At 64.2% G+C, this 26,637-nt stretch carries 24 protein-coding genes; 11 read left to right on the top strand and 13 right to left on the bottom strand.

Features of this window, described 5'->3' with window-relative positions:
* Window positions 1-3: 3 nt before the first annotated feature.
* Entirely contained in the window at window positions 4-1,029 is a 1,026-nt protein-coding gene (locus AC0L2X_RS11165; RefSeq protein ID WP_473599796.1) for a LacI family DNA-binding transcriptional regulator, read from the bottom strand.
* A 195-nt stretch (window positions 1,030-1,224) separates the two neighbouring features.
* On the opposite strand from AC0L2X_RS11165, the gene AC0L2X_RS11160 reads away from it, so the two are divergent.
* The 5 genes from AC0L2X_RS11160 to AC0L2X_RS11140 all read left to right on the top strand — a co-directional run bounded on the left by AC0L2X_RS11160 (window position 1,225) and on the right by AC0L2X_RS11140 (window position 6,195).
* The gene (locus AC0L2X_RS11160; protein ID WP_473599795.1) at window positions 1,225-2,259 is read left to right on the top strand and encodes a Gfo/Idh/MocA family protein; all 1,035 of its coding nucleotides are present in this window, start codon (window positions 1,225-1,227) and stop codon (window positions 2,257-2,259) included.
* Window positions 2,259-3,164, top strand: a complete 906-nt coding sequence (locus AC0L2X_RS11155; RefSeq protein ID WP_473599823.1) for a sugar phosphate isomerase/epimerase family protein — start codon at window positions 2,259-2,261, stop codon at window positions 3,162-3,164. Before AC0L2X_RS11160 ends, AC0L2X_RS11155 begins: the two co-directional genes overlap by 1 nt.
* A 103-nt stretch (window positions 3,165-3,267) precedes the next feature.
* A complete protein-coding gene (locus tag AC0L2X_RS11150) occupies window positions 3,268-4,281 on the top strand; it encodes a substrate-binding domain-containing protein (protein ID WP_473557317.1) in 1,014 nt (337 codons plus the stop codon).
* A gap of 82 nt (window positions 4,282-4,363) precedes the next feature.
* Entirely contained in the window at window positions 4,364-5,155 is a 792-nt protein-coding gene (locus AC0L2X_RS11145; RefSeq protein ID WP_473599794.1) for an ATP-binding cassette domain-containing protein, read from the top strand.
* Window positions 5,152-6,195 (top strand): ABC transporter permease, encoded by a 1,044-nt coding sequence (locus AC0L2X_RS11140; protein WP_473599793.1) that lies wholly within the window; start codon window positions 5,152-5,154, stop codon window positions 6,193-6,195. The genes AC0L2X_RS11145 and AC0L2X_RS11140 overlap by 4 nt, the downstream gene beginning before the upstream one ends.
* Before the next feature lie 11 nt (window positions 6,196-6,206).
* On the opposite strand, the gene AC0L2X_RS11135 is transcribed toward AC0L2X_RS11140, so the two are convergent.
* Together AC0L2X_RS11135 and AC0L2X_RS11130 are read right to left on the bottom strand one after the other, a co-directional pair.
* Window positions 6,207-9,014: an ATP-dependent helicase gene (locus AC0L2X_RS11135; protein WP_473599792.1), complete on the bottom strand. Its 2,808-nt coding sequence runs from the start codon at window positions 9,012-9,014 to the stop codon at window positions 6,207-6,209.
* A 92-nt stretch (window positions 9,015-9,106) separates the two neighbouring features.
* Complete coding sequence (locus AC0L2X_RS11130; protein ID WP_473599791.1) at window positions 9,107-9,913, bottom strand: DUF2059 domain-containing protein; 807 nt, start codon at window positions 9,911-9,913, stop codon at window positions 9,107-9,109.
* 296 nt (window positions 9,914-10,209) lie between these two features.
* On the opposite strand from AC0L2X_RS11130, the gene AC0L2X_RS11125 reads away from it, so the two are divergent.
* On the top strand, window positions 10,210-12,522 hold the full coding sequence (locus tag AC0L2X_RS11125) for a glucose/quinate/shikimate family membrane-bound PQQ-dependent dehydrogenase (RefSeq protein ID WP_473599790.1): 2,313 nt from the start codon (window positions 10,210-10,212) through the stop codon (window positions 12,520-12,522).
* A 10-nt stretch (window positions 12,523-12,532) separates the two neighbouring features.
* Here AC0L2X_RS11125 and AC0L2X_RS11120 read toward each other — a convergent pair whose 3' ends face one another.
* Window positions 12,533-12,964 (bottom strand): hypothetical protein, encoded by a 432-nt coding sequence (locus AC0L2X_RS11120; RefSeq protein WP_473599789.1) that lies wholly within the window; start codon window positions 12,962-12,964, stop codon window positions 12,533-12,535.
* Window positions 12,965-12,973: 9 nt separating this feature from the next.
* The gene (locus AC0L2X_RS11115) at window positions 12,974-13,114 is read right to left on the bottom strand and encodes a hypothetical protein (protein ID WP_352490323.1); all 141 of its coding nucleotides are present in this window, start codon (window positions 13,112-13,114) and stop codon (window positions 12,974-12,976) included.
* A 265-nt stretch (window positions 13,115-13,379) separates the two neighbouring features.
* Between AC0L2X_RS11115 and AC0L2X_RS11110 the strand changes: the two genes are divergently transcribed.
* On the top strand, window positions 13,380-14,279 hold the full coding sequence (locus AC0L2X_RS11110; RefSeq protein ID WP_473599788.1) for a dienelactone hydrolase family protein: 900 nt from the start codon (window positions 13,380-13,382) through the stop codon (window positions 14,277-14,279).
* On the opposite strand, the gene AC0L2X_RS11105 is transcribed toward AC0L2X_RS11110, so the two are convergent.
* Complete coding sequence (locus AC0L2X_RS11105; protein WP_473599787.1) at window positions 14,280-15,182, bottom strand: EamA family transporter; 903 nt, start codon at window positions 15,180-15,182, stop codon at window positions 14,280-14,282.
* Between the two features lie 90 nt (window positions 15,183-15,272).
* Between AC0L2X_RS11105 and AC0L2X_RS11100 the strand changes: the two genes are divergently transcribed.
* Window positions 15,273-15,752, top strand: a complete 480-nt coding sequence (locus AC0L2X_RS11100; RefSeq protein WP_473599822.1) for an Lrp/AsnC family transcriptional regulator — start codon at window positions 15,273-15,275, stop codon at window positions 15,750-15,752.
* Window positions 15,753-15,837: 85 nt separating this feature from the next.
* Here AC0L2X_RS11100 and AC0L2X_RS11095 read toward each other — a convergent pair whose 3' ends face one another.
* The 3 genes from AC0L2X_RS11095 to AC0L2X_RS11085 all read right to left on the bottom strand — a co-directional run bounded on the left by AC0L2X_RS11095 (window position 15,838) and on the right by AC0L2X_RS11085 (window position 17,415).
* The gene (locus AC0L2X_RS11095) at window positions 15,838-16,368 is read right to left on the bottom strand and encodes a hypothetical protein (protein WP_473599786.1); all 531 of its coding nucleotides are present in this window, start codon (window positions 16,366-16,368) and stop codon (window positions 15,838-15,840) included.
* Between the two features lie 199 nt (window positions 16,369-16,567).
* Window positions 16,568-16,765, bottom strand: a complete 198-nt coding sequence (locus AC0L2X_RS11090) for a hypothetical protein (RefSeq protein ID WP_352466944.1) — start codon at window positions 16,763-16,765, stop codon at window positions 16,568-16,570.
* Between the two features lie 164 nt (window positions 16,766-16,929).
* Window positions 16,930-17,415, bottom strand: coding sequence for a thioesterase family protein (locus AC0L2X_RS11085; protein WP_473599785.1), 486 nt, complete (start codon window positions 17,413-17,415; stop codon window positions 16,930-16,932).
* 119 nt (window positions 17,416-17,534) lie between these two features.
* Between AC0L2X_RS11085 and AC0L2X_RS11080 the strand changes: the two genes are divergently transcribed.
* Both AC0L2X_RS11080 and AC0L2X_RS11075 read left to right on the top strand, forming a co-directional pair.
* Window positions 17,535-18,950, top strand: coding sequence for an FAD-binding oxidoreductase (locus AC0L2X_RS11080; protein WP_473599784.1), 1,416 nt, complete (start codon window positions 17,535-17,537; stop codon window positions 18,948-18,950).
* 93 nt (window positions 18,951-19,043) lie between these two features.
* Complete coding sequence (locus tag AC0L2X_RS11075; RefSeq protein ID WP_473599783.1) at window positions 19,044-23,129, top strand: AsmA family protein; 4,086 nt, start codon at window positions 19,044-19,046, stop codon at window positions 23,127-23,129.
* 11 nt (window positions 23,130-23,140) lie between these two features.
* Here the strand turns inward: AC0L2X_RS11075 and AC0L2X_RS11070 are convergent, their stop codons facing one another.
* A complete protein-coding gene (locus tag AC0L2X_RS11070) occupies window positions 23,141-23,578 on the bottom strand; it encodes a MarR family winged helix-turn-helix transcriptional regulator (RefSeq protein WP_352490318.1) in 438 nt (145 codons plus the stop codon).
* Window positions 23,579-23,732: 154 nt separating this feature from the next.
* Between AC0L2X_RS11070 and AC0L2X_RS11065 the strand changes: the two genes are divergently transcribed.
* Entirely contained in the window at window positions 23,733-25,526 is a 1,794-nt protein-coding gene (locus tag AC0L2X_RS11065; RefSeq protein WP_473599782.1) for a chloride channel protein, read from the top strand.
* A 3-nt stretch (window positions 25,527-25,529) separates the two neighbouring features.
* On the opposite strand, the gene AC0L2X_RS11060 is transcribed toward AC0L2X_RS11065, so the two are convergent.
* From AC0L2X_RS11060 to AC0L2X_RS11050, 3 genes are read right to left on the bottom strand one after another with little or no spacing between them, the layout of a single operon-like run.
* Window positions 25,530-25,751 (bottom strand): ribbon-helix-helix domain-containing protein, encoded by a 222-nt coding sequence (locus tag AC0L2X_RS11060; RefSeq protein ID WP_473599781.1) that lies wholly within the window; start codon window positions 25,749-25,751, stop codon window positions 25,530-25,532.
* A gap of 17 nt (window positions 25,752-25,768) precedes the next feature.
* Window positions 25,769-25,972: a DUF4169 family protein gene (locus AC0L2X_RS11055; RefSeq protein ID WP_473599780.1), complete on the bottom strand. Its 204-nt coding sequence runs from the start codon at window positions 25,970-25,972 to the stop codon at window positions 25,769-25,771.
* 18 nt (window positions 25,973-25,990) lie between these two features.
* On the bottom strand, window positions 25,991-26,527 hold the full coding sequence (locus tag AC0L2X_RS11050) for an SspB family protein (protein ID WP_352466938.1): 537 nt from the start codon (window positions 26,525-26,527) through the stop codon (window positions 25,991-25,993).
* Window positions 26,528-26,637 lie beyond the last annotated feature (110 nt).

The following is a 26,637-nucleotide window of genomic DNA, read 5'->3' as shown; positions in this document are numbered from 1 at the left end:
GATTCAGTCGCTATCGCGCGCGATAAGCTCCAGCGGCCAGACTTCGCGGGTGATGCGGGCGCCTTCGGCGCCGGCGTAAGCCGGGATCGATGCCAGCAGCATTTCGGCCAGCCGCTCGCCCATCGGCTCAAGCGCCGGGCGGAAGCCGGTCAGAGCCGGCGAAAAATAGCGGCAGAGCGGCGTGTCGACGATGACGATCACCGCGATGTCGTGGCCGGGCCTGATGCCCGCCTCGGCCAGAGCCTTGCAGCCGCCAAGCGCCATCGCGTCGTTGTTGAAGATGATGGCGGTCGGCGGGTCCTTGGAGCGCATGACCTTCGGCGTCACCGCGTAGCCGCCGGCCTCGTTGATGAAGCCGTCAGCGATCAGTTCGGGGTCGAATTCGATGCCATGCCGCCGCAGCGCCTTGCGATAGCCGGCGAGGAACAGATAGCCGAAATTGAGGTCGAGCGACGGGCGGATGGCGGCGATGCGACGGTGGCCGCGCGCGACGAGACGATCGACCGCGTCAGCCCCGGCTTTTTCGAAATCGAGGTCGAGCGAGGGGTAGGCATCGCCGCCGGAGCGGCTGCGGCCGAGCGTCGCAAACGGGAAGCCGGCCTGGGTCAAGTAGTCGATGCGCTCGTCCTCGCGCCGCGTCCAGGCCAGCACCACCGCATCGGCCCGCCGCGTCTCGACGACACGGCGCAGGCGCTCTTGCTGATAGTCGCCTGGCGCGCCCATCACCACGATCAGGTCGAGCCCGCTTTCGGCGAGCTTGGCCTGCAGCCCGGTCAGGAACGGAATGAAGAACGGCTCGCCATATTCCTGGTCGCCCGGATGCGGCTGCAGCATGAAGGCGATTGAATGGGTGGCGCCGCGCCGCAGGCTGCGGCCGGACTGGTTCGGCGAATAATTCAGCTTCTTGGCCGCATCGAGCACGCGCTGGCGCGTGTCGGCATTGACATCGGCGCGGCCGTTGAGCGCGCGCGACACTGTGCCGATCGAAATGTTCAGGTGACGCGCAAGGTCGTGAATACTGGACGCCAAAGGACAGTTCTCCCCCTTGCTTGGCTAGCACCGGCGGCTCTTCGGGCCAAGGCGGCAGGACGATTTTTCGCACCGGCTAATTGACATTGTACGTCATCGGGTGTGTTCTCGTAAACGTTTACGGAAAAAGGTTTACGGCCCTGCCGTGAATGCCGTGACGATCGGTCTGGAGGGGCCGAGAGGGAGGAGTGCTGGATGATCAATGTCGTCCTGGTCGGCTGCGGAGCGATGAGCAAGGCCTGGCTCGATGCGGCCAGGCAGATCGACGGGCTCGCCATTGTCGGCCTGGTCGATCTCGACGCCGAAAGGGCACGGGCGAGGGCGCGCGAATACGAGCTTTCCGGCGCCGTCATCGGAACCGATCTCGACGCCGTGCTCGACCAGACCAGGCCAGACGCGGTATTCGACGTGGTGGTTCCCGCCGCCCGCCGCGAGCTTGCGCTTTCCGCCTTTGCCCACCATTGCCATCTCTTGACCGAAAAGCCGCTGGCCGACAGCCCGGATAATGCGCGTGCCATTGTCGAGGCCGCCCGCAGCGCCGGGCGTATCCATGCCGTCGTGCAGAACCGCCGCTATGTCGCCAACGTTAGGCGCATCCGGCGCTTTCTCGATTCCGGCGTCATTGGTGCTGCGACCAGCATCCACGCCGAGTTCTTCGTAGCGCCGCATTTCGGCGGTTTTCGCGAAGAGATGCGCCATGTGCTGCTGCTCGATATGGCGATCCACACATTCGATGCCGCCCGCTACATGGTGGCCGGCGAACCGGCCGGCGTCTATTGCCAGGAGTGGGAGCCGGCCAATTCCTGGTATAGGCAAGGGTCGTCGGCAGCCGCAAGCTTCGACCTCGGCGGCGGCAAGCTGTTCACCTATGCCGGCAGCTGGTGCGCGGCCGGCTTCCGTACCAGCTGGGACAGTACATGGCGCATCGTCGCCGAGCGCGGCAGCATTGTCTGGGACGGCGAGGACGGGCTGAAGGCGGAAGTCGTGCGGCCGGTCCGTGAAGGCCTGTTCGACCGCACCGAACCGATAGCCGTGCCGCCGCTCGACCCGGCCGATCGCGTCGGCGGCCATCTCGGCATCATCCAGGATTTCGTCCGCGCCGTCGAAACCGGCACCGAGCCGGAGACGCGCGGCGCCGACAACATCAAGAGCCTGGCCATGGTTTTCGCTGCGATCGAGAGCGCCGAAACCGGGCGCCGGGTCGCCATCGCTGCACAGGAAGGATCATGATGCCAAACCCGCTGCTCGACATCAGGATCGGCACAATGGTGAAGGCCAATCTCGATGACCCGGCCGCCTATGTCAGGCAGATACTGCCGCTCGGCTTCGAGAGCATCCAGCCGTTTTTCTGGCAGACGCTGGGCGGCAAGGATATTCCGCGACTGGCGGGCGAGATCCGCGAGGCGATCGGCGATGCCGATGTTGTCATCTCGTCGATCGGCGTGTTCGGCAACCCGCTGGAGAGCGGTGAAGTCGATCGCGGCGTGCTCCAGGCGTGGGAAACGATCATCGACAACGCGCATCTGTTCGGCACCAACATGGTCAGCGGCTTTACCGGCCGCATTCGCGGCAAACCGCTGCCTGACAGCCTGCCGCGCTTCCGCGAGGTCTGGGGGAAGCTGGCAAAGCGTGCCGCAGACAAGGGCGTGCGCATAGCCTTCGAGAACTGCGCGATGGACGGCAACTGGGCCAGCGGCGACTGGAACATCGCGCATAATCCAGACGCCTGGGAGCTGATGTTCAACGAAGTGCCGGACGACAATCTCGGCCTGGAATGGGAGCCCTGCCACCAGCTGGTCTACCTGATCGACCCGATCCCGCAGATCCGCAAATGGGCGCCGCGCATCTTCCACGTCCATGGCAAGGACGCGACGGTGCGCTGGGACGTGATCCGCGAACATGGCGTGTTCGGCCGCCTGCCGTTCGTTCAGATGCGCACGCCTGGCTTCGGCGACAGCGACTGGACGCGGGTGATCAGCGAGCTGCGGCTGGTCGGCTACAAAGGTGCCATCGACATCGAGGGCTGGCACGACCCGGTCTACCGCGGCCATCTCGAGATCACCGGCCAGGCGCGGGCACTGGATTATCTCCAGCAATGCCGGGGAGGCGCGAGCTATCTGCCGAACCCGGTGTGAGAAGTCGGCCGGCGGGAGGTGCCGGCCAGCGAAAGATTGCGGCGCAATGCCGAGCGATCGTCAAACCCCTCGGCTAGCGAGGGAACAAAGGGAGGATAAGTGCATGAGCATTACGATGAGAAGGACAGTTCTGCGCTCGACCGTCGCGGCGGCCGCGATGGCGCTCGCCGCCGCACTCTCGACCTTGCCGGCGCAGGCGCTCGATGCCCAGTGGTGCAAGGACGTCCATATCCGTTTCTTCGTCGGCGGCGCGGAAGGCGATGCCTTCGGCACGATCGTCTATAATGGCGCCAAGCAGGCGGCGGCCGATCTCGGGCCGAAAGTCGACTACATCTTTTCCCAGTGGGACGTCGAGAAGATGGTGCAGCAATTGCGCGAGGCGGTCGCGGTCAAGCCCCAAGGTATCGCCATGATGGGCCACCCGGGCGACGCCGCGATCATGCCGTTGGCCGAACAGGCGCATAAGGACGGCATCAAGATGATGTACCAGAACGTGCCGGTGCCGACGGTCACGGCGGCGTTCGGCGGAGGCTATGTCGGCGCCCAACAGGAGCAGCAGGGCCGCGCGCTCGGCGCCGAGGCGCTCAAGCTGGCCGGGCTCAAGGCAGGCGACAAGGCGATCATGATCGGCCCGTTCGAGAACGAAAGCCGCGGCGCGCGCGAGCGCGGCACGGTCGCCGCGCTCAAGGAGGCCGGGGTCGAGGTCATCCAGCTCTCCTCGCCGCCCAGCGGCGAATGGGCTTCCGATCCCAACCTGGCCATTCCGGTGATCACCGCGGCACTGCTCAACAATCCCGACGTCAAGGCGGTCGGCTATCCCGGCGGTCAGATGCTGGGCAATGTGCCAACCTACATGCAGGCGGCGGGCAGGAAACCTGGCGAGATCTTCAATTTCGGCTTCGACACCAGCCCGCAGATCGTCGAGGGCTTCAAGGGCGGCTGGGTGCAGCTGACCGCCGACCAGCAGCCGTTCCTGCAGGGCTATCTGCCGATCCTCAGCCTTTGCCAGCAGGTGGTGCTGGGGCTGGCGCCGATGAATGTCGACACCGGCGCCGGCTTCGTCACGCCGCAGAATTACGAGATCGTCGCCGAGCTGGCCAAGCAGGCGCTGCGCTGACCTCCCAAGCCGCCGGCCCGGATTAGCCCGGCCGGCGGGGCCGCTGGCGAGAACGCCGGCACGAAATCAAGCGAGGATCGCCATGGCCGAACGCATCATCGAATTGCGTGACATCAGCAAGTCCTACGGTCAGGTTTATGCTCTGGGCGGCGTCAATCTCAGCGTCGATCGGGGCGAGGTGGTCGGGCTGATCGGCGACAATGGCGCCGGCAAGTCGACGCTGATCAAGATCCTTTCCGGCGTGGTCAAGCCGACCAGCGGCGAAATCCTCATTCGCGGCAAACCGGTGACCGGGTGGAGCGCCGCGCGCTCGCGCGGCGCCGGCATCGAAACGGTGTTCCAGGACCGGGCGCTCGCCGTGCAGCAGACGATCGTGCGCAACATCTTCATGGGCCGCGAGCTCACGGGCTGGCTTGGCTTCCTGAAGGTCAACAAGGAGATCGCGGAGGCGAGCCGGCTGATGCGCGAAATCGGCTTCACCTCGAAAGTGTTTACGCCGCAGTCGATCGTCGGCCAGCTGTCGGGCGGCGAACGCCAGGGCGTCGCAATCGCCCGCGCCATCTACAAGCAAGCCGACCTGATCATTCTCGACGAGCCGACGACGGCGCTGTCACTGACCGAAACGGCGAAGGTTTTTCATTTCGTGCGCCAGGTGCGGGCGAGCGGCCGGTCGATCCTGTTCATCGGCCACAATATCCACCACGTCTTCGATATCGCCGACCGCTTCGTCGTGCTCGACCGCGGCAAGGTCGCGCTCAGCGCCGACCGGAGCGAGGTCAAGTCGGCCGAAGACCTCATCAATTTCATGGAAGACGTGGCACACCCCGGCGGACTGGCGGGATTGCACGATGCCGGGGAGCAGGCAACGCGATGAGCAAGACAATGGAGCCCGATCTGCAAACCCCTCTCGGCAGCAGCGAAGCCGCCCGGAAAGCATGGAAACACCCGTCCGATCGCTGGATGCGCGGCTTTGTCCTCGACAACCGCGCCGCACTCGGCACGCTTGCGGTGTTCATCGTCATGATGGCGGTGTTCATGATCGCCAATCCGACGGTCTTCACCAGCTGGTATCTCTATAGTTCCGTGCTGACCACGTTGCCCGTGGCGCTGTTCGTGGTGGTGCCGCTGGTTTTCGTCGTCACCTGCGGCGAGATCGACCTGTCGTTTCCGGCGACGATGGGCTTCGCCTCTTGGGTGTTCGCGCTTGTCGTGCAGGCGGGCTACGACCCGTTCGTCGGCATCGCCGCCGCAATGGTCACCGGCATGCTTCTCGGCTTCCTGGTAGGCTCGCTGGTCGTCTATGGCGGGCTGTCGTCGCTGATCGCCACGCTCGGCATGAATTTCCTGCTGCGCGGCCTGATCCAGATCATCAACGAGGGCAGGTCGACGGCGCTGACCGGCCTTGCCGACAGCTGGGCCTACAAGATCTTCTCCAGCCAGCTTTACGGCATTCCGGTGCAGATCTTCTGGGCCATCGGCTTCGTCGTGCTGTCGGCGCTGCTTTACAACCGCCATCGCTTCGGCGCGCAGGTCAAGGTGGTCGGCGACAATCCCGACAGCGCCCAGCAGATGGGCATCGACGTCAAGCGCGTCAGGGTGAAGGTGTTCGTCTTCGTCGGCATCGGCGCGGCAATCGCCGGCACGTTTTCGGTGATGATCAACTTCACCTGGTGGCCGACGGCCGGCGACGGCTATCTCTTACCGGTGCTGGCATCGGTGTTCGTCGGCGGCACCCCGACCTGGGGCGGCATCGGCACCGTCGTCGGCGGCGCGATCGGCGCGGTCACCGTCTCCTTCATCCAGACCGGCGTGGTGGCGGCGGGACTGAGCGGCTTCTACGTCCAGTTCTTCAACGGACTAATTATCATCCTGTCGCTGCTTGGCCATAAGTGGAACCAGGCGCGGTATCGCTAACGACAGCGACCTCAAACTCCCGTGACAAACCCGTCCAGCACGCGTTTCTGGCCGGCTTTGTCGAAGTCGATGGTCAGCTTGTTGCCTTCGATGGCGGAGATGTTGCCGTTGCCGAATTTCTGGTGGAAGACGCGGTCGCCGACATTGAAGGGGGAGGGCGTGTCGGCGACGGATTTGGCGACCAGTTCGCCGTCGATGGTGCGGCCCTTGATCGAGGTGCGGCCGGCGCCGTAGCCGGAGTCGGTTTCGCCATAGCCGATGCGCTCGACCTGGTGGCCGGAGCGGGTGCCCCAGTTGCGGTCGGTCGCCTCGGTGCGGTTGGCCTGAGCGCGCTGCCAGCCCGGTGTCGCATAGGTGCTGGAGAAGGCGCCGGATTTTTCAGCACCGTTATTGCCGCCTATGTTGTCGAAGCGCGATGCTCCATAGGGGTTCTGCCTGCCTGCACCTTGGCCTCCACGACCGGAGGCGAACGAGCCGCCACCATAGGCATTGCCGTAGCCGCCATAGGAGTTGCCGCTCTCGGAAACTTCGACATGGGCTTCCGGCAGCTCGTCGAGGAAGCGCGACGGGATGGTCGATTGCCAGAGGCCGTGGATGCGGCGGTTGGAGACGAACCAGATGTGCAGGTTCTTCTTGGCGCGGGTCAGGCCGACATAGGCGAGGCGGCGTTCCTCCTCCAGCCCGGAGCGGCCGCCCTCGTCCAGGGAACGCTGGTGCGGGAACAGGCCTTCTTCCCAGCCGGGCAGGAACACGGTTTCGAATTCGAGGCCCTTGGCCGAATGCAGCGTCATGATGTTGACGGCGTCGAGCTCGGCATTCTGCTCGGCGTCCATCACCAGCGCGACATGTTCGAGGAAGGAGCGCAGCGATTCGTACTCCTCCATGGAGCGGATCAACTCCTTGAGGTTTTCCAGCCGGCCCGGCGCTTCGACCGAGCGGTCGTTCTTCCACATGTCGGTGTAGCCGCTCTCCTCCAGAATGGTCTCGGCGAGCTCCGTGTGCGGCGTGGTCTCCAGCGCCTTCTGCCAGCGTTCGAAATTGGCGGCGACCTCGCGCAGTGCCGCGCGCGGCTTCGGCTTCAGCTCGTCGCTCTCGGCGAGTGTTGCCGCCGCTTCCAGCATCGGAATGCGCAGGGCGCGTGCGGTGTCGTGGATCTGGCGGATGGTGGCCTCGCCAAGGCCGCGCTTCGGCACGTTGACGATGCGCTCGAAGGCGAGGTCGTCGGCGCCTTGCGCGACGACGCGGAAGAAGGCCAGCGCGTCGCGGATTTCGAGGCGCTCGTAAAAGCGCGGGCCGCCGATGACGCGGTAGTTGAGGCCGAGCGTGACGAAGCGGTCCTCGAACTCGCGCATCTGGAAGGACGCGCGGACGAGAATCGCCATGTCGTTGAGATTGTGCTTCTGGCGCTGGTAGGCCTCGATGGTCTCGCCGACGGCGCGGGCCTCCTCCTCGGAATCCCAGGCGGCATGGACATGCACCTTTTCGTCGTCCTCGGCGATCTTTTCGGTGAACAGCGTCTTGCCGAAGCGGCCCTCATTGTGGGCGATGAGATGCGAGGCGGTGCCGAGGATGTGTGCGGTCGAGCGGTAGTTGCGCTCCAGCCGGATGATGGTGGCGCCGGGAAAGTCCTTGTCGAAGCGCAGGATGTTGTCGACCTCGGCGCCGCGCCAGCCATAGATCGACTGGTCGTCGTCGCCGACGCAGCAAATGTTAACTTTGCTTTCGCTCACGGCCGCGCGCGAGCTTCGCTCGCTGGCCTCCGCAGGGGCGGCCTGGCCGGCCGACGCCCGGTCGGGCTTGCGGCCTTCGGCCGAAGAGCGCCCAATCTCCCCCCTCGTGGGGGAGATGTCGGCGGAGCCGACAGAGGGGGGCGCTGTCCCGCCGGCGTTTCCGCCAGGACCGTTGGTAGCGTCGCGATCCTTCGCGCCCCCCTCTGTCCTGCCGGACATCTCCCCCACGAGGGGGGAGATTGGCTTGCCTTGCGGCCGCTGTGCCAGCAGGCGCAGCCACATGTATTGGGCGGTGTTGGTGTCCTGGTACTCGTCGACGAGGATGTAGCGGAAGCGCTTGTGGTATTCCTTCAGCACGTCCGGATTGGCGCGGAAGATGCGGATCGGGTGGCACAGGAGATCGCCGAAGTCGCAGGCGTTCAGCGTTTTCAGCCGCTCCTGATAGGCCTTGTAGAGCTCGCGGCCCTTGCCGTTGGCGAAGGCACGTGCATCGCCCTCGGGGATGTCGGCGGGACCGAGGCCCTTGTTCTTCCAGCTGTCGATCATCTGGGCGAACTGCTTGGCCGGCCAGCGCTTGTCGTCCAGCCCTTCGGCCTGGATAAGCTGCTTGATCAGCCGTACGACATCATCGGTGTCGAGAATGGTGAAGTCGGATTTGAGCCCGGCCAGCTCGGCATGTCGGCGCAGCAGCTTGACGCCGATCGAATGGAAGGTGCCGAGCCACGGCATGCCCTCGACATTGCCGTCGCCGATCAACAGGCCGATGCGCTGCTTCATCTCGCGCGCCGCCTTGTTGGTGAAGGTGACGGCGAGGATCTGCGAGGGGAAGGCCTTGCCGGTGGCAAGGATGTGGGCAATGCGGGTGGTGAGCACCCGCGTCTTGCCGGTGCCGGCGCCGGCCAGCACCAGCACCGGGCCTTCGGTGGTTTCCACCGCCAGCCGCTGCTCGGGGTTGAGGCCGTTGAGATAATCGGGCGCGTTGTTCTGGTTGCTGCGGGCAGCCATGGCGCGCGCGGCAATGCCCGACGGGGCCACGGGCCGCGCGTTCGGTTCGTCAAAAAAGGGCATGTCTTCCGAAAAGCCGGACATCTCCCCCCGAATGTAGTGATTCGGCGGCGAAAGGCCAGAAGTGTCTCCGTTTTGTTCTGGTAAAGCACCCGAGCGGTGCGATACCCGCCTGCTCAGGCCTTGCGGTAACCCAGTGCTACGAACAACCGGTGTCCGAACGAGCGCGCTTCCCCTGCTATCACCGCGCTCAGAGCGGCCAGCATTTGATCGTAGTAGCGGCTGCCGGCGGGCGACGCCAGGAATGTCGAATAGAGCTTGAGATCTTCAAGCGGCAGATCTTTGTACGTGTAGGCGGCACCTTCCATGACGTTTTGTTCGATTTTCTGGCGAATGCTTGCGTATTGCCGGTGCACCAGAGCCATGATCTGGTCGTCCGGGAGGGGTTTTCCTGCCGCTCCCACCACGCCCGAAAACATCGCGTAGCCTATATTCAGCGCCATTGCTTCGCCCGTGTCGACGGCGCTGATGTCATCCATGATCTTCCTGTACAACTCGAGACGGACCGGATCCTTGGATAGCAGCTCGGCGAGGATGCGGTGGCCATCTGTCCTCTTTCTTTCCTTACCCTCAGAACCAGACGATTGAATTTCCAGAGCGGTAACGCGTTTGCCCAAAGCCGAAGCGTAGAACGCGGCAAGATCGGATAGATCGGCAGCGGTCAGCTTGTCCGCCATGTGCGATTCGACGGCCGTCTCCATTTTGGCCGCGTCGAAGGAGCCTTCCATCGCCTCCGACCAGGCCTCCTGAAAATTTTTCGACAGAGGTCCCGGTATGGAGTTTATGCCATTGGCGATACTGGGGCCGATGCCCATCAGCATCTCGTGAAGGCCGTTTGCCCTGTTGATCTCGCCGATCGTCTGTGCTGGTGCGGCCACTGTCCCGGCGACCAGCCCGAGAAGGAGAGCGTATACGATAAGCACTGCTCGCGTCGTAGGCACAAGGAATGACGTCACTCTGGTTGCTCCAAGGCTTTGGTGGCTCAAGCCAGATTGGTGGAAAACCTGGTTACCGGCAAGGTGAGATCGCTACTTTAGCGTGTGGCCTCGAGTTTGCCCGCAGCGCTAAAATCAGCAGCGTCGTTGTTGGTCCGATCATGGATTGCTTCGAGCTCGCTTGACACACAAGGCGGGCCGGAGAAAGTTGCGTGGGGGCAGGAACGCAATGCGGGGTTGCCCATGGACGCGTCGCGGAGCGCACCAGTCGAAGGAGCACCGTCTTGGCTGTGGTCATCACCTCCCTGATCCTTTTTCTCATCGGCATGGCGCTTGGCGGCGGCGGCATCTGGCTCGTGACGCTGGGCGGCAGCTGGTATTACGTCATCGCCGGTCTAGCTTTCCTTGTCGCCGCCTGGCTGCTCTACAGGCGCAGATCCACGGCGCTGTGGCTCTACGCCGCGATCGTGCTCGGCACGCTCGCCTGGGCGGTCTGGGAAACCGGCTTCGACTGGTGGGAACTCGGCCCGCGCGGCGGCATCATCGTGCTTGTCGCGCTGTGGCTGTTGACGCCATGGGCGCGGCGCGGGCTTACCGGTCCCGACGGACGCGCGCCGCTGATCCTCGCCGTGCTGGCCTCGCTTGCCGTCGCCGGCTATTCGATGACGGTCGATCCAAAGGATATTGCGGGTGAACTCAACACCGACAAGGTGACGCCGACGGCCGACCTCGGCGGCAACGTGCCGGCTGGCGAATGGCACTATTACGGTCGCACGCAATATGGCCAGCGCTATTCGCCGCTCGACCAGATCACCGCCGAAAACGTTGCCAATCTGCAGCCGGCCTGGACCTATCGCACCGGCGACGTGAAAGGGCCCGACGACATCGGCGAGACGACCTATCAGGTGACGCCGCTGAAGATTGCCGACACGCTCTATATTTGCACGCCGCATAATTTCGCCATCGCCATCGATGCCGCGAGCGGCAAGGAGAAATGGCGCTTCGATCCCAAGATCAAGTTGAACAAGGACCGTCAGCACCAGACCTGCCGCGGCGTGTCCTATTACGCCGATGCTAAGATCGCCGCCGGCCAGCCCTGCGCTACACGCATCTATCTGCCGACATCCGACGCCCGGCTGATCGCGCTCGATGCCGCGAATGGCCAGGTCTGCCCGACTTTCGCCGAAGGTGGCACGCTGAACCTGCTCGCCAACATGCCATATCCGAAGCCGGGCTATTATTATTCGACCTCGGCCCCGCTGATCGTCGCCAACAAGATCATCGTCGGCGGCGCGGTCAACGACAATTATTCGACGCAGGAGCCGTCCGGCGTCATCCGTGCCTACGATGCCGACACCGGCGCGCTGTTGTGGAACTGGGATTCCGGCAATCCGGACCAGACGACGCCGCTGCCGCCGGGCCAGACCTATACCAACAACTCGCCCAACATGTGGTCGACGGCAAGCGCCGACGAGAAGCTCGGCCTGCTTTATGTGCCGCTCGGCAACAAGACGCCGGACCAGCTCGGCGCCGGTCGCAGCGCCAATGACGAGAAATTCTCCTCGTCGATCACCGCGCTCGATCTCAACAGCGGACAATTGCGCTGGGTGCGGCAGACCGTGCACCACGATCTCTGGGACATGGACGTGCCGGCGCAGCCGACGCTGGTCGACATCACCACGGAAAGTGGCGTGGTGCCGGCGCTGGTCGGGCCGACCAAGCAGGGCGACCTTTACGTGCTCGACCGGCGCAGCGGCGAGCCGATCGTTCCGGTCAAGGAACTACCGGCGCCGGGCGGCGCGATCGAAGGCGACCATACCTCGCCGACGCAGCCGCTCTCGGACCTGAGCTTCAGTCCGAAACCGCTGACTGGCGCCGACATGTGGGGCATCACCATGTTCGACCAGCTGGCCTGCCGGATCGAGCTTCGGAAGCTGCGCTATGAGGGCCGCTATACGCCGCCGTCACTGCAGGGCTCGCTGATCTACCCCGGCAATTTCGGCACCTTCAACTGGGGCGGCGTGGCAGTCGATCCGGTCCGGCAAGTGATGTTCGGCATGCCGACATACCTGGCGTTCATCTCCAAGCTGGTGCCGCGCGCCGACGTGCCGCCGCCCGGCGACACCAAGGGCAGCGAACAGGGCCTGAACCGCAATGAAGGTGCGCCTTACGCAGTCATATTGAAGCCGTTCCTGTCGCCGCTCGGCATTCCCTGCCAGGCGCCGCCCTGGGGCTATGTGGCGGGCGCCGACCTTCGGACCGGCAAGATCGTCTACAAGCATCGCAACGGCACCGTCTACGACATGACGCCGCTGCCGCTGCCGTTCAAGGTCGGCGTGCCCGGCATTGGCGGGCCGATGATCACAGCCGGTGGCGTCGCCTTTCTCGGTGCGGCGGTCGATGACTATGTGCGCGCTTATGACCTGACGACTGGCAAGCAGCTGTGGCAGGCGCGGCTGCCGGCGGGCGGGCAGTCGACACCCATGACCTACACGGTAGCCGACGGACGCCAGTTCGTCGTCATCGTTGCCGGCGGCCACGGCTCGGTCGGCACCAAGCCGGGCGATTATGTGATGGCCTATACGCTGCCGAAATAGAGAAGTTCCTTCAGAGCCCGAGATGCCCCTTCAGGTCGGGTACCGATGCAAGTACCTCACTGGTTAGCTGCGGGCCGGCGGCTGTCTCGGCCTGCTGGACCAGCATCGTGCCGGCCTGGCTGATCTGTGCCAGCGTGAGGCCCGATGCCTTGAGTATGGCGACGCCGTTGATCAGCGCGCCGGTCTTTTCACCGAGAGCGCCGCCGAGCGCGCCCTCCAGCGAGGACAGGAGGCCACCACCGGAAGCTGCGCCGGGAGCCATGACATCATATTGCTTGGCCAGGGCGTCGGCTCCCGGGATCTTGGCGAAGAAGCTGGACAGGGTCGTGCCTTCCGCCTCGTGTTCGAGCACCGAGAAAATCGTGCCGACGATCTTTTCCGTTAAAGCCTGGTTGAGACCGGATTTCTGGGAGACGGTGTTGATGATGTCCTGAACGTCCATGACCTTTCCTCAGGCTTTGGTGTTTGCGGGCGGGTGCCGATTGGCGCGGACCTTGACCAACGATCGTTTGAAGGCGGTGAACCGCAGCGCCAGCAAAGTCATAGCGGCGAGGGCGAACCCACTTGCCAGAAGCGCGGAGGGAAAGGTCATTGGCGTATTCCTTCGTAGTCAATCAGGCATTCTTTTCCCGCCAAATGGCCATTCTCCTTCGCCAAATGGCCCGAGTAACGCATAGCCCTTCTTTTACATCGTGGTGCGTGCATTTAGCATTGCCACAAAGGACCAAAATTTAACGACAGTGAGACGCGCGCATCACGGCCTCCGTGCAGGGACTTATGGCAGCCTCACTTAGCCGTGACTGGACCAGGCAAGCTTCGGCTCTATGTTGCCGCGGGGGGCCGAGGAGGAGCGCGCCATGACAACATCTGCCGGACCCACTTCCACCGAGCCTGTGATTACTCAGGCGATGATCGATGCCTATGATGAATACACGCATCTGACGCTCGACCGCCGCCGCTTCATGGAGCAATTGACCAGGCTTGCCGGATCGGGTGCGGCAGCGGCCGCGATCGCGCCGCTGCTGGCGGCGAACTCGGCCCAGGCGGCTATTGTTGCGGAAGACGATCCGCGTGTGAAAGGCGAGGACATCAGCTATCCCGGCAGCGGCGGCCAGATGAAGGGCTATCTGGTCAAGCCGGCGGACCAGACCGGCAAACTCGGCACCGTCATCGTGGTGCATGAGAACAGGGGCCTCAACCCGCATATTCGCGATGTGGCGCGCCGCGTTGCGCTGGAAGGGTTCGTAGCGCTTGCGCCGGACTTCATGACGCCGCTCGGCGGCACGCCCGACGATGAAAACAGGGCACGTGACCTGTTTTCCCAGCTCGATCCAGCACAGGTCGCCGCCAATGCCGTCGCAACGGTCGCCTACCTCAAGGGCTACAAGGACGGCAACGGCAAGGTCGGCGCCGTCGGCTTCTGCTGGGGCGGCGGCACGGTGAACATGCTGGCGGTCAACGCGCCGGACCTCGCCGCCGCCGTCGCCTATTACGGCATGCAGCCGAAGGCCCAGGACGTGCCGAAGATCAAGGCCGCGCTCATGCTGCATTATGCGGGCCTCGACACCCGCACCAATGCCGGCATCGACGCCTTCAAGAAGGAACTCGACGCGGCCCATGTCGAATACTCGGTCTATGTCTATGAAGGCGCCAACCATGCCTTCAACAACGACACGTCGGCGGCCCGCTACGACAAGAAGGCGGCCGATCTCGCCTGGGGCCGGACGATCGCCTTCCTCAAGGAGAAGCTGGCCTGATCAGGCGGGCGCCGGTTTGTGAAATGCAACGCCGGCCACCACCAGCGCGATGCCGATGCAGTCGGTGAGGCTCGGCACCTGCCGCAGCACAATGACGCCGATCAACGTCGCGGTGACCGGCAGCAAAGACAGCATCAGCGCGAAGCTGGAGCGCGGCAGCCGCGACATGGCAAGCTGGTCGCAAACATAGGGAATGACCGACGAGCAGATGCCGACGCCGACCGCTGCAAGCAGCAGCGGCGGCGCCGAAAAAGCCGGCAGTGCATCGGCAAAACCGATCGGCAGTACGACGAGAAGGGCGACCGCCATGGCGGCACCCAGCCCGGCGATGCCATCGCCGGCGCCGGCGCGCGCGACGCGGTGGCCGAGCACGATATAGCCAACGAACAGTGCGCCATTGAGGAAGGCCCAGAACAGACCGACCGGGTCGCTCGACCATTTGATGTCGATGAGCAACAAGGTGCCGGCGACCGCGACGGCAAGGGCGGCCAGATTGCGCGGGCTTCTGAGGCCGACAAGCGCGACGCCGATCGTGCCGACGAATTCGATCGCCGCCACCAGCGAGATCGGCAGCCGGTCGAGCGCCAGGTAAAACGAGCAATTCATCACCCCAAGGCAGACGCCGAAAGCCACAAGCAACAATCGCGTCGAGCGATCGGCGCGGGCGAAGACCGCCCATGGACGGGTCAATGGGGCAAAGACGAGTGCCGCGGTGGCGATGCGCAGCCAAGCCATGCCCAACACGCCGACATGCGGGAACAGCAGCACCGCGAAGGCCGGTCCGAGATAGTGGAACACGGCACTGACGCCGAACCAGAGATGCGGCGGGACCGCGTTTGCCAAGGTAAAGGCGGGGCCGGCGAGTGCCGGACTCGCTGCCGGGGCTTGCGTCCGATCTTGCATAGGATCAGTATCGCAGGCGATTTTTGCCATTGATATGGATGATGGCCGGCCTCTGCGGCTATTTGCTTTCCGAAAGCAAGGAGTATTCCGCTGAAACGCCTTCGAAATGAAAATAGCGATCTGGATCCGGCCGACCTGAAAATCCTGCGCCTGCTGGAGAAGGATGCGCGCACCAGCACCGCCGAGCTGGCGCGGTCGGTCGGCCTGTCGGCGCCGAGCGTTGCCGAGCGCATCAAGCGGCTGCAGGAAAGCGGCGTGATCGAGGCCTATACGGTGCGCATCAATCCGGCCGCGCTCGGCCTGAAGCTGTCGGCATGGCTGCGCATCAGGCCGGTGCCGGGACAGCTCGCTGTCGTGGCCGAAATCATCCGCGACCTGCCGGAAATCGCCCAATGCGACCGGGTCACCGGCGAAGACTGTTTCATCGCGCTGGCGCATGTCGGCTCGGTCGCCGAGCTCGAGCGGGTGATCGACCGGATCATTCCCCATGCGATGACCAATACGGCGATCATCCAGTCGTCGCCGGTGGTGCCGCGATCGCCGCTGGGGGCGGTGAAACGCCAACCGTGATGAGGTGGGTTGGCAACAGCCACGTAGCCCTATCGGGCGGCGGCAGCGGTCGCAAGGAGCAGAGGCACGAGCCGCAAGACGACGCTTAAGCTCGGGACGCCACACGAAGGGCGCGCAAAGGAAAGTCCGCATCAACGGCAGACAGGTCATTCACCAGCCTAACGGCGGCTTCGGCTTCCGCATCAGGCACCTCGGCAGCCACGGCGGCCAACCAAACCACGCGACTCGGGACTCGGGCGGCCCAGCGTGATGCACCAGACAAACCTTTCATATCGCCCTCATAGTCCATTAATGGCCGATCGTCGCAATCGCCCTCAAGGGAAGTTCGCGCCATGTCGCACATCGTTGCCAAGTCACGGGAGATGCTCGCGAGGTCCGTTCGCGAGGCCGCTGCCTCTTCAAGCAGCGCCAGGCAGGCGTGCAGAAAAGCGCGGAGAGCCTGATCCCCACCGCCTGGTGCCGCGACGCGGCGGCGAAGCGCAGCCAGAACGACCGTCAACTCACTGATGCTATGTTTGCTGAAATGCCGGCTCCGGAAGAAGTCAAGTCGACGAGCGATCGCCGCCGCCCATGTCGGCAATCCTGCTTCGATTTCAGACAGCGAGTCATTCGCCATCCCGCATCTCCATTGCTATCCGCCAGCAATCCATATTGGCAGGGAGTAGGCAATGCAATTCACCGACGCAATTCACCGACGCTGTAACCGTCGCGGAACGCGTTGGCGCGATGGGGAGAAGTGCATGGCGGGGCGACGAGGGGCGGCGCAAATATTCCAAATGCAAACCGGACGGCCGGTCTGTTTCTTCCCGCACCGTTCAGGCGTGGCCGCGTTTGATCCGCGCCTGCTTAAGGATGGCGCGCCAGCGGATCATGGCGAAGGGGATCGGCTCGTTGTTGTTGGCGATGTGGAAGATCTCGTTGTTGAGGTTCTTCAGCGAGCGCCAGAAATCATAGTCGGTGATGCGTGGATCAGCCGCCAGCCTGTCCGCCTCGACCTTGATGTCGGTTTTCATGCACGTTCCCCGAACCGCTGCTGCTCCGCCGCCCGTATCGCAATTCGATGCGGATGGTTTTCCAACGCCGCGCTGAGTCGTTCAACGTCTCAATTCGGCTTGTTCACGTTAAAACCTCGGTAAGGTTAACGGCGGTTGGCCCGTGGTTCAAGCGCTCTCTTGGTTCAAGCCGGCTTACGACGAATACCGATCGAGCGGCCGGCGCGCTCCGGCATCGGCAGCGCGGCGTGGGCGACGCGCATCGCTTCCACCCTGGCCAGGACGTCGGCGGGGAAGGGCGCGACCTTCGGGCCAGCCATGTCGACATGCAGCGACAGCGTTTCGGAGGTGGCGGCGAGCCAGCCATCCAGATGGCGGATTTCCTGATAGGCCCTCAGCCGCTTCTCGTCATGGTCGAGGAGTTGGAACGAGACCGTGACCTTGTGGTCGAGATGCAGTTCCTGGACGTAGCAGACATGGACCTCCGCGGTGTAGATGGTGAGCCGTCGTTCTTTCACATAAGCCGGCCCCATCCCCATCATCTCGAAGGCTTCGTCGGAACAACGGTCGAAAAGCACGTTGTAATAGGCCATGTTGAGATGGCCGTTGTAGTCGATCCAGGCCTCCTCGATGTCCATGGCGCGAGAGACGAAAGGGGCGGGAATGGGCATTGGAAACTTCCTTCTCGTCATGCCGGGATGAGCGTGGACTGGACAGAGCGTGGTTGGTGAGACTACGCATCCCTAGATGCAGAACAAGGGTGGACGCTGGTCCATTCGCGGAGGAATCGATGGCTCTAAGCGACCTCAATCCGGTCGAGCGCAATGAAGAAGGGATCGCCGCCGTACTCGGCATCCTCAAGCAGCGGCTCGGCGAGCGATTCCAGACCGGCCAGGCGATCCGCGCCCAGCACGCGCACACCACGACCTATATCCCGACGCAGGCGCCGGACGGTGTCGCCTTTGCCGAGACGACGGAGGAGGTGCAGGAAATCGTGCGCGCATGCGCGGCACATCGCGTGCCGGTGATTGCCTTCGGCGTCGGCTCTTCGCTGGAGGGCCACACCAATGCGCCGGGCGGCGGCATCTCACTCGATACGTCACGCATGAACCGCATCATTGCGGTCAATCCGCAGGATCTCGATTGCACCATCGAGCCCGGTGTGACGCGCGAGGATCTGAACCGGCACCTGCGCGACACCGGCCTGTTCTTTCCGATCGATCCGGGCGCCAACGCCTCGCTCGGCGGCATGGCTGCGACGCGTGCGTCGGGCACCAACGCGGTGCGCTACGGCACGATGCGCGAGAACGTCCTGTCGCTGACGGCGGTGATGGCCGACGGCGAAGCAGTGACGACCGGCAAGCGCGCCAAGAAAAGCTCGGCCGGCTATGATCTGACGCGGCTGCTGATCGGCTCGGAAGGCACGCTTGGCATCATCACCCAGCTGACCTTGAAGCTGCAGGGCATTCCGCAGGCGATTTCAGGCGGCGTCTGCCCGTTCCCCAGCCTCGAGGCGGCGTGCAACGCGGTGATCGCGACCATCCAGATGGGCATTCCGGTGGCGCGCATCGAACTGGTCAACGCACTGCAGATGCGGGCGATGAAGACCTATTCGAAGCTCGACTATCCGGAGAGCCCGTGCCTGTTCGTCGAGTTCCACGGCAGCGATGCCAGCGTTGCCGAACAGGCCGAGACGTTCGGCATGATCGCCGAGGAAAATGGCGGCGGGCCGTTCCTGTGGACCAGCGTCGCCGAAGAGCGGACGAAATTGTGGAAGGCCAGGCACGATGCCTACTGGTCGTCGCTGACGCTGCGGCCGGGCGCCAAGGGCCTGTCGACCGATGTCTGCGTGCCGATCTCGCGCTTTGCCGAATGTGTCACCGAGACCGAGGCGGATATCGCCGAGATGGGCCTGATCGCACCGATCGTCGGCCATGCCGGTGACGGCAATTTCCATGTGCTGGTGCTGATGGACGTGGACGACCCGAAGGAGATCGCGCTGGCGGAAAAATTCGTGGCGCGGCTCAATATGCGCGCCATCGCCATGGACGGCACCTGCACTGGTGAGCACGGCATAGGGCAGGGCAAGATCGGCTTCCTGCGGCATGAGCTTGGTCATGGCGTCGACATCATGCGCACGATCAAGCAGGCGCTCGACCCGCTGAACATAATGAACCCCGGCAAGATATTGCCGGGAAAGGACTGACATCGGGCCGCCGGCGCGCCCCTATTTGCCTCTTTATCGACACGCTGATGCGGGTAGAGTGCCACTGACTTTCAATCAACTATCCAGGAGTTCATGCTCGCACGCCTGTTCGTGATCTTCGGTGGGCTTCTCGTGCTGGTGCTGTGTGCGGCGCTGGTGGTGCCGTACTTTGTCGACTGGACGGGTTACCGTGCCGATTTCGAGCGCGAGGCGAGTGCCGTCCTGGGCCGCAAGGTGACCGTGCGAGGCGATGCGACGGCAAGGCTGTTGCCGTTCCCCTCGGTGACTTTTTCCAACGTCGCCGTTGCCGGTGGCCCTAACGGCCAGCCGGCGATGACCGTCGAAACCTTTTCGATGGATGCAGAACTCGCGCCATTCCTGCGCGGCGAGGTGCTGATCTTCGACATGCGCCTGGTGCGGCCAAAGGCGACGATCGACATCGCCGCCGACGGCACGGTCGACTGGACGATACGGCCGTCCTCGCCCTTCGATCCCGGCCAGATCTCCATCGAGAAGCTGACGGTGACGGAAGGACAGATCGCGCTCAGCCACGCCGCCGGCGGCCGCAGCCATCTTATTTCCGGGATCAACTCGACGATCTCGGCCAAGTCGCTAGCCGGCCCCTGGCGACTGGACGGCTCGCTGTTGCTGGACGGGTTGCGGACCACGATCGCCGCTTCCACCGGCAAGGCCGAACCGGACGGGCAAATGCGACTCAGGCTCAAGGCCGATCCGGATGCCTATCCGCTGGCCATCGAGACCGACGGCAATGTGGGCCTCGTCGAGGGCGCCGCCGTCTATTCGGGCCAGTTCAAGATATCGGGCGCAGACCGGACTGCGGCGCGGCAGCTGGGCACCGGCGGCGAGGCGCTGAAAGTCAGCGCCGGCAAACCGGACCCGGGCTTCAGGCTGAACGGCAAGTTTTCGCTCGACCACCAGAAGCTCGGCGTCGACGAATTCCGCTTCGAGACCGGGCCTCTCGACAATCCCTACACCGCCGACGGCAAGGCTACGGTCGACCTTGGGCTGAAGCCGCATTTCTCGATCGAGGCCAATGGTGCCCAGGTGCAGTTCGATGAGGCCGTGGGGGCGGCGGCCGGTGCCGGATTGACGCTGTCCGAGCGGGTGGCGGCGCTGGAGCAGGCGCTGCTCGATCTGCCGAAGCCGACCATACCGGGCACGGTCGAGGTGAAACTGCCGGCGGTGGTGGCAGGCGACACCACGGTTCGCGACGTGCACCTGTCCGCCGAACCGGCCGAGGGCGGCTGGGCGGTAAAATCGCTGGCCGCGACACTGCCCGGCCGCGCCAAGCTGGAAGCCAATGGCATGGTCAGCGTCGAAGATCATTTCGGTTTCACCGGATCGCTGCTTCTGGCGGTGGCGCAGCCCTCCGGCTTTGCCGCATGGCTGTCGAAGGATGTCGACGAGGCGATCCGCCGCTTGCCGGCCGCCGGCTTCAAGGCCAAGGTGGATGTGAGCGAGAAGCACCAGGCCTTCAGCGATCTCGAACTCATCCTCGGCAAGGCGAAGTTCTCCGGCCGCATCGATTCCAGCCAGCCCGACGACACCCGTCCATCGGTGCTGATGCAACTGGACGGCGGCGAACTCGACATCGATGGGCTCGCCGCCTTCGCCTCGATCTTCGTCAGCGACAAGGGCGCCAACCGCTTTTCCGACCGCGACCTCGATTTCCAGATCAAGGCCGGGCCGGTCAGCGCCGGCGGGTTGACCGCCGACAGCGTCGACACCGCGCTTAGATTGCGCGATGGGCTGCTTGAGATCGACCGGCTGTCGATCGGCGGACTTGCCGGCGCCTCGATCAGCGCCACCGGCCGGATCAAGGATTTCCCGGCGAGCCCGACCGGCAAGCTCGACGCCTCGGTGGTCGCCGTCGACCTCAAGCCGCTGATCGACGTCGCCGTCCGGCATTATCCGGATAATTCGGTGCTGAAGGGGCTGGCGGAGCGTGCTGCTGCCTATCCCGAGCTGTTCCAGGATGCGCGTATCGACGCGGTCACGAGTGCCGCAGACAATGGCGATGGTACGACCGGACTGGCAATGAGCGCACAGGGCAAGGCCGGTGGCTCGGCCTTTTCGGCGTCGCTGTCCGGCAAAGGGGCGCTCGACCGGCCTCTCGAAGCGCCGGTGACGCTGACCTTCAACGCAAGGAACGCCGACGCCACCGCGCTTCTGGCGCTCTACGGATTGCCGGCACTGCCACTCGGCATGCTCGGCGAGGCGACCACCGACGTCTCGGCCAAAGGCACGCTTGGCGGCGGCCTGGCGACACGATTCAGCCTGGCCGGCAATGACTTCAAAGCTGGTTTCGACGGGACAATTGCCGACACGCCTCAGGGCGCGGCCGCCAAGGGCAAGGTCAGCCTTGAAACGGCCGACATCGAGCCATGGCTGATGACGACCGGCGTCGGCCTGCCCGGCATGGGGACCGGTATGTCGACGTCGCTTGCTGCCGATGCCGACTACGGCAACGGTCTCCTGGTGTTGAGCGGCCTCAGCGGCGCCGTCAATGAAGCGGCGCTTTCCGGTGACGTAAATATCGACGTGAAAGAGGGGCTGCCGCATCTTGCCGGCGCGCTGTCGCTGGACGAGCTGGACCTCGATCCGATGGCGGTGATGCTGTTCGGCGACCAGGCCTTCCTTGTCAATGACGGGGCCTGGCCGACAGCACCGTTCAGCCAGAAATCCAGTCTGCCATTTACCGCCGATCTCGATCTGACGGCGGCGTCGCTTTCCGCCGGCCCGCTAGCCACCGCCTATGACGCTGCGCTGTCGCTGCAGCTCGACCAGGAGGGCATCCGCGTTTCCGACCTCAAAGCAAAGTTCCTCGGCGGCGCGTTGAGTGGCCTGTTCGAGCTCAAGAACAATGACGGCACCGGGCTCTTCTCCGGTCAGATGAAACTCGCCGGCGCCGATTTGATAGCCGTGCTGCCGGACGCCGGCATCAGCGGAAGCGGCGAGTTCTCGACGGCGCTTTCGACCAGCGGCAAATCGGTCGACGCGATGGTTGCGGCGCTGTCCGGTTCCGGCACGGCAACGCTCAAGGGCATGACTATTGCCGGCTTCAATCCGGATGCCTTTGGCGCTTTCATCGCCAAGGCCGACGCGATAGGGCGCAATATCGACGCGTCGAAGACTGCCGACTTTGTGCCGCAGATCGCTGCGGCCGGCAGTTTTCCGGCGCAGGACACCGATATTGCTTTCACCATCGCCGGCGGCACGCTGAGGGCGCCGCCGGTCAAATTCGAAAGCCCGGGCGCGACGCTGTCCGCCGACATCACCGCCGATCTGAACACCAGCACCGTCAATGCCAAGGGCGAGATCGCCTACCGGCCCGGCGACGAGGCGCTGGTCGGCTCCGAACCGGTTTTGAATTTCAGTGTCGACGGGCCGTTCGGCGCCACCAAACGGCAGTTCGACAGCGAGCCGCTGGCACAGTTCCTGACCCAGCGTGCGCTGGAAAAGGAGCAGCAGCGGGTCGAAGCCATGCAGGCCGCACTGCTCGAGAAACAAAGGCTGCGGCGGGAGGTGCGCTACTACGCTGCCCTGCAAACCGAGCGTGAAAGAGCGGCGGAGGAACGGCGCAAGCAGGAAGAAGCTGCGCGGCTGAAGGCTGAGGCCGACGCCAGGGCAAAGGCTGAAGCCGAGGCTCAGGCCCAAGCCGAAGCGGAGGCCGAAGCGGAGGCGAGGGCGCAAGCTGAGGCCAAGGCGAAAGCTGAAGCTGAGGCGAAGGCTGAAGCGGACGCCAAAGCAAAGGCCGAAGCTGAGGCGCAGGCCCAAGCCGAAGCGGAGGCCAGGGCGCAGGCTGAAGCCAAGGCGAAGGCGGATGCAGCGGCGAAGGCCGAAGCGGAGGCCAGGGCGAAAGCCGAGGCGGCTGCAAAGGCCGAAGCGGATGCCGAAGCCAAAGCCAAGGCGGCGCAACAGGCTGCCGAGGAAGCAGCGCAGGCCGAAGAACAGCAACGCCAGAGGGCGGAAGAGGCATTGCGGATCGCCTCGCAAGAGAAGGCAAGGCTCGACGCCGAACGCAAGGCCGCGGCGGAGCGAGCGGAACGGGCGCCACCGGCCGCAAATAACGTGCCACCGCCAGTGCCGACGCCGCCAAAGCTCAAGTTCGATCCCTCGTCGATCGACGATCTGCTAAAATCGCTGAATGGCGGGTGACGGCTCTTCCCTTATGTGTCGCGTCCAGCAAGCAAGCGCTTGAGCATCGGCTCGATCCGCCCGAGTTCGTCGAGATGAGCGGCTGACAGATCGGCGAGACTGTGGTCGGCGCGCTCGGTCAGCCGCAGCAGCACGCGGCGGTGGTCCTCCTCGTCGTTATCTCTCGCGACGAGCCCGGCTTCGCAAAGACGGTTGACCAATTCCACGGCGCTGTGATGGCGGATGCGCAGGCGCTCCGCGAGGTCACCAATGGTCACCGGCCCTCCTCCGGGAAATCCCTTGATCGCAAGCAGGGCCTGGTGCTGGCGTGGCGTCAGGCCGGCTTCCTGCGCCTGGATCTGGCTGAATTCGAGAAAGCAGCGGATCAGGTAGCGAAATTCGGACAGCCTCTGGTAGTCGGCCGGCCCGATCGTGGCGCCGCGCTTTTGTGGCTTCGAAGTGTCTGCCATCGATTCCTTTCCGACAAAGCCGCAAACGGGCCTTGAATATTTATATCGCGTTACGATACAGAGCGAACCAACATGGCTGGTGCCCGCCATCTTCGGTGGCACGGCCAGCGACCGATCCGCAAGTCGGCACGCCGCCAGAAAGCAAGGTTTGCAAATGAAATCCGATCATTCCAACCCCGGCCATCTGCGCGATTTTACCACCGATGCCAGGGTGCTGCTCATTGCCGGCATCGCGGTGGTGGTGGCAACGGCGGGGTTGTTTGCCGGCATTGCCCTTTTGAAGCTGATCCGGCTTGCCACGAACATCGCCTATTTTGGCCAGTTCACGCTCGCCGACCTGAAACTGCAGGATACGCCGCTTGGCTATGCCTCGGTATTTGTTCCGGTGATCGGGGCACTGGTCATCGGTGTGATGGCTCGCTTCGGAAGCGAAAAGATCCGCGGCCACGGCATTCCCGAAGCCATCGAGGCGATCCTGCTCGGACGCTCGCGGCTCGACGCCAAGGTCGCAATCCTGAAGCCGTTGTCGTCGGCAGTCTCGATCGGTACCGGCGGGCCATTCGGCGCGGAAGGGCCGATCATCATGACCGGCGGCGCCATCGGTTCGCTGATCGCGCAGATGCTGCCGGTCAGCGACAATGAACGCAAGACGCTGCTGGTGGCCGGTGCGGCGGCCGGCATGACCACCGTGTTTGGAACGCCGATCGCCGCCATCATGCTTGCAGTGGAATTGCTGCTCTTCGAGTGGACGCCGCGCAGCTTCATTCCCGTGGCGGTCGCTGCCATCATTGCCGAGGTCGAGCGCACCATGCTGCATCTGCCTGGGCCGATCTTCCCGTTTCAGGGCGGCATGGAGGCTTCATTTCCCGGCCTTGCCGGCTGGCTGCTGGTCGGCTTGGCAGCCGGGCTGCTATCGGGGTTGCTGACCCAGATGGTCTACGCCTGCGAGGACGGTTTCCAGAAGCTGCCCATCCACTGGATGTGGTGGCCGATGCTCGGCGGCCTGGTGGTCGGCATTGGCGGGCTGATCGAGCCGCAGGCGCTCGGCGTCGGCTATGACAATATCGCCGACATGCTGGATGGCCGCACGATTGCGACCGCCGCGCTTACCCTGTTGGTGGTGAAGGCGATCATCTGGTCGGTCGCACTCGGCTCGGGGACGTCGGGAGGTGTGCTGGCGCCGCTGCTGATCATGGGCGGGGCGATGGGCGCGGTCCTCGCCGGCTTACTGCCGGCCGCGGATCCGGGCTTCTGGGCGCTGCTGGCGATGGCGGCGACGATGGGCGGCACCATGCGTGCGCCGCTGACCGCCACCTTCTTTGCGGTCGAACTGACCGGCAACACCCATGTCCTGGTGCCGCTGATCGCGGCGACCGCCACCGCGCATGCGGTGACCGTGCTGTTGATGAAGCGTTCGATCCTGACCGAAAAAATCGCGCGGCGAGGGCATCACATGGTTCGCGAATACCGTGTCGATCCGTTCGCCCTGACAAGGGTGCGCGAGGTGATGACCAGCGAGGTCGAAAGCGTACCGGCGACGATGACGCTGCATGGCGCGGCAGCGTTCCTGACGGCTCCCGAGACGCGGCATCCAAGCTTTCCGGTCGTCGATGAAGAGGGTCACGTGCTCGGCGTTATCGACCCGCCGGCGATCCTGCGCTGGAGACGCGCCGGTAAACACCGCACGACGATGCTTGGCGAACTGCTGGCCGGCAGCAAGGTCACGCTGGCCTATCCGGATGAGTATCTCGAGGGCCTCTCCGACAAGCTGCTGATGGCGAACGTGTCCCATTTGCCGGTCGTCACGCGAGAAAATGCCCGGCTGGTGGGCTATGTCGGCTGGAAGGACCTGATGCGCGTCAGATCGAAGAAGCGGGCCGAAGAACGCGACCGCTCGGCTTTGCTGGGCTTCGGCGCGCGGCGCAGGAAACAGGACAGTGTCGCCTGAAGGCTACAACTTGCCGCGCTTGGCCCAATCCAGCACATAGAGCCGGAGCGCCGAGGAGAGGTTGGCATCACGGGAGCGGCTCTCGTCGATTTCGGCGACAAGCGCGGCGAGCGTCAGTTTTCGCACGGCCGCGATGGCGACCAGGTCGTCGTAAAAAGGCTTTTCAAGCGAATAGCTGGTGCGGTGGCCGCGAATGGTGACCGAGCGCTTTTCGACCGGGCTCACGCGACCGCCCTCACACTTCAAGCATCGGATTTGTCCGAATCGCCGGATTTTTCGCGGCGATGGCCGGCGACGAATTTGTCGGCCTTGTCGGCGATCAGGCGGTCGCGATCCCGGCTGGTCTTGGAACGGCCATGCAGCACCCGGTTCTGTTCGGCCAGGCGTTCCTTCTCGGCTCGCGCCTTCTGCTTGCGTGCCTGACGGAGATTGACGATCTCGGCCATGTCACGCCGCCTGCCGGGTCACTTCTTGCGGAAGGCGTCGAGCGACACCACGTCGGCGCCCTTGGCGCCGGCATCGGCCGCGGCAGGCTTCTTTTCCGCCTCAGCGGCTTTCTTCTTCGTCTCGGGCTTTTTCTCGGCGACGATGGCCAGCGGCTCGGGAGCAGGCTTGGCCTTTGTCTCCTGTTCCGCCGGGGTATCCGTCTTGACGTCGAATTCGAGCTCGAAGTTGACGGACGGGTCGTAAAAGCCGCGCACGGCCGAGAACGGGATTTCCAATTTTTCCGGGACGTCGGAAAACGACAGCCCGACTTCGAAACCGGTGTCGCTCACCTTCAGGTCCCAATACTGGAACTGGATGACGATGGTCATCTGTTCGGGATAGCGCTCGCGCAGCCGCGACGACACGCGCACACCCGGCGCGCCGGTGAGAAAGGTGATGAAGAAATGATGGTTGCCCGGGAGACCGGTGCGCGCGACCTCGGCCAGGACCTTGCGCATGACGCCGCGCAACGCCTCCTGGGCCAGAATGTCGTAGCGGATGTGGTCGTCGGCCATGTGGCTGTCGGGTTCCGTTGAATCGTCCTGATAGCTGTAATCAAGCTTGAGCGCGGCGTAAACCGGATATAGATCGCCGGCGTGCGGAAGCGAAGCCCATTGGCGACGAT

The organism is Mesorhizobium sp. WSM4828, assembly GCF_055811175.1.
Note: the sequence above shows the minus strand (reverse complement) of the source record. Positions and strands in the feature narration are given on the sequence as shown.

What these genes read in the sequence shown, in the direction of transcription:
- AC0L2X_RS11160 (WP_473599795.1), top strand. Translation starts at nt 1,225, where the DNA reads ATGATCAATGTCGTCCTGGTCGGCTGCGGAGCGATGAGCAAGGCCTGG.
- AC0L2X_RS11155 (WP_473599823.1), top strand. Translation starts at nt 2,259, where the DNA reads ATGCCAAACCCGCTGCTCGACATCAGGATCGGCACAATGGTGAAGGCC.
- AC0L2X_RS11150 (WP_473557317.1), top strand. Translation starts at nt 3,268, where the DNA reads ATGAGCATTACGATGAGAAGGACAGTTCTGCGCTCGACCGTCGCGGCG.
- AC0L2X_RS11145 (WP_473599794.1), top strand. Translation starts at nt 4,364, where the DNA reads ATGGCCGAACGCATCATCGAATTGCGTGACATCAGCAAGTCCTACGGT.
- AC0L2X_RS11140 (WP_473599793.1), top strand. Translation starts at nt 5,152, where the DNA reads ATGAGCAAGACAATGGAGCCCGATCTGCAAACCCCTCTCGGCAGCAGC.
- AC0L2X_RS11135 (WP_473599792.1), bottom strand. Translation starts at nt 9,014, where the DNA reads ATGTCCGGCTTTTCGGAAGACATGCCCTTTTTTGACGAACCGAACGCG.
- AC0L2X_RS11120 (WP_473599789.1), bottom strand. Translation starts at nt 12,964, where the DNA reads ATGGACGTTCAGGACATCATCAACACCGTCTCCCAGAAATCCGGTCTC.
- AC0L2X_RS11115 (WP_352490323.1), bottom strand. Translation starts at nt 13,114, where the DNA reads ATGACCTTTCCCTCCGCGCTTCTGGCAAGTGGGTTCGCCCTCGCCGCT.
- AC0L2X_RS11110 (WP_473599788.1), top strand. Translation starts at nt 13,380, where the DNA reads ATGACAACATCTGCCGGACCCACTTCCACCGAGCCTGTGATTACTCAG.
- AC0L2X_RS11105 (WP_473599787.1), bottom strand. Translation starts at nt 15,182, where the DNA reads ATGCAAGATCGGACGCAAGCCCCGGCAGCGAGTCCGGCACTCGCCGGC.
- AC0L2X_RS11095 (WP_473599786.1), bottom strand. Translation starts at nt 16,368, where the DNA reads ATGGCGAATGACTCGCTGTCTGAAATCGAAGCAGGATTGCCGACATGG.
- AC0L2X_RS11090 (WP_352466944.1), bottom strand. Translation starts at nt 16,765, where the DNA reads ATGAAAACCGACATCAAGGTCGAGGCGGACAGGCTGGCGGCTGATCCA.
- AC0L2X_RS11085 (WP_473599785.1), bottom strand. Translation starts at nt 17,415, where the DNA reads ATGCCCATTCCCGCCCCTTTCGTCTCTCGCGCCATGGACATCGAGGAG.
- AC0L2X_RS11080 (WP_473599784.1), top strand. Translation starts at nt 17,535, where the DNA reads ATGGCTCTAAGCGACCTCAATCCGGTCGAGCGCAATGAAGAAGGGATC.
- AC0L2X_RS11075 (WP_473599783.1), top strand. Translation starts at nt 19,044, where the DNA reads ATGCTCGCACGCCTGTTCGTGATCTTCGGTGGGCTTCTCGTGCTGGTG.
- AC0L2X_RS11070 (WP_352490318.1), bottom strand. Translation starts at nt 23,578, where the DNA reads ATGGCAGACACTTCGAAGCCACAAAAGCGCGGCGCCACGATCGGGCCG.
- AC0L2X_RS11065 (WP_473599782.1), top strand. Translation starts at nt 23,733, where the DNA reads ATGAAATCCGATCATTCCAACCCCGGCCATCTGCGCGATTTTACCACC.
- AC0L2X_RS11055 (WP_473599780.1), bottom strand. Translation starts at nt 25,972, where the DNA reads ATGGCCGAGATCGTCAATCTCCGTCAGGCACGCAAGCAGAAGGCGCGA.
- AC0L2X_RS11050 (WP_352466938.1), bottom strand. Translation starts at nt 26,527, where the DNA reads ATGGCCGACGACCACATCCGCTACGACATTCTGGCCCAGGAGGCGTTG.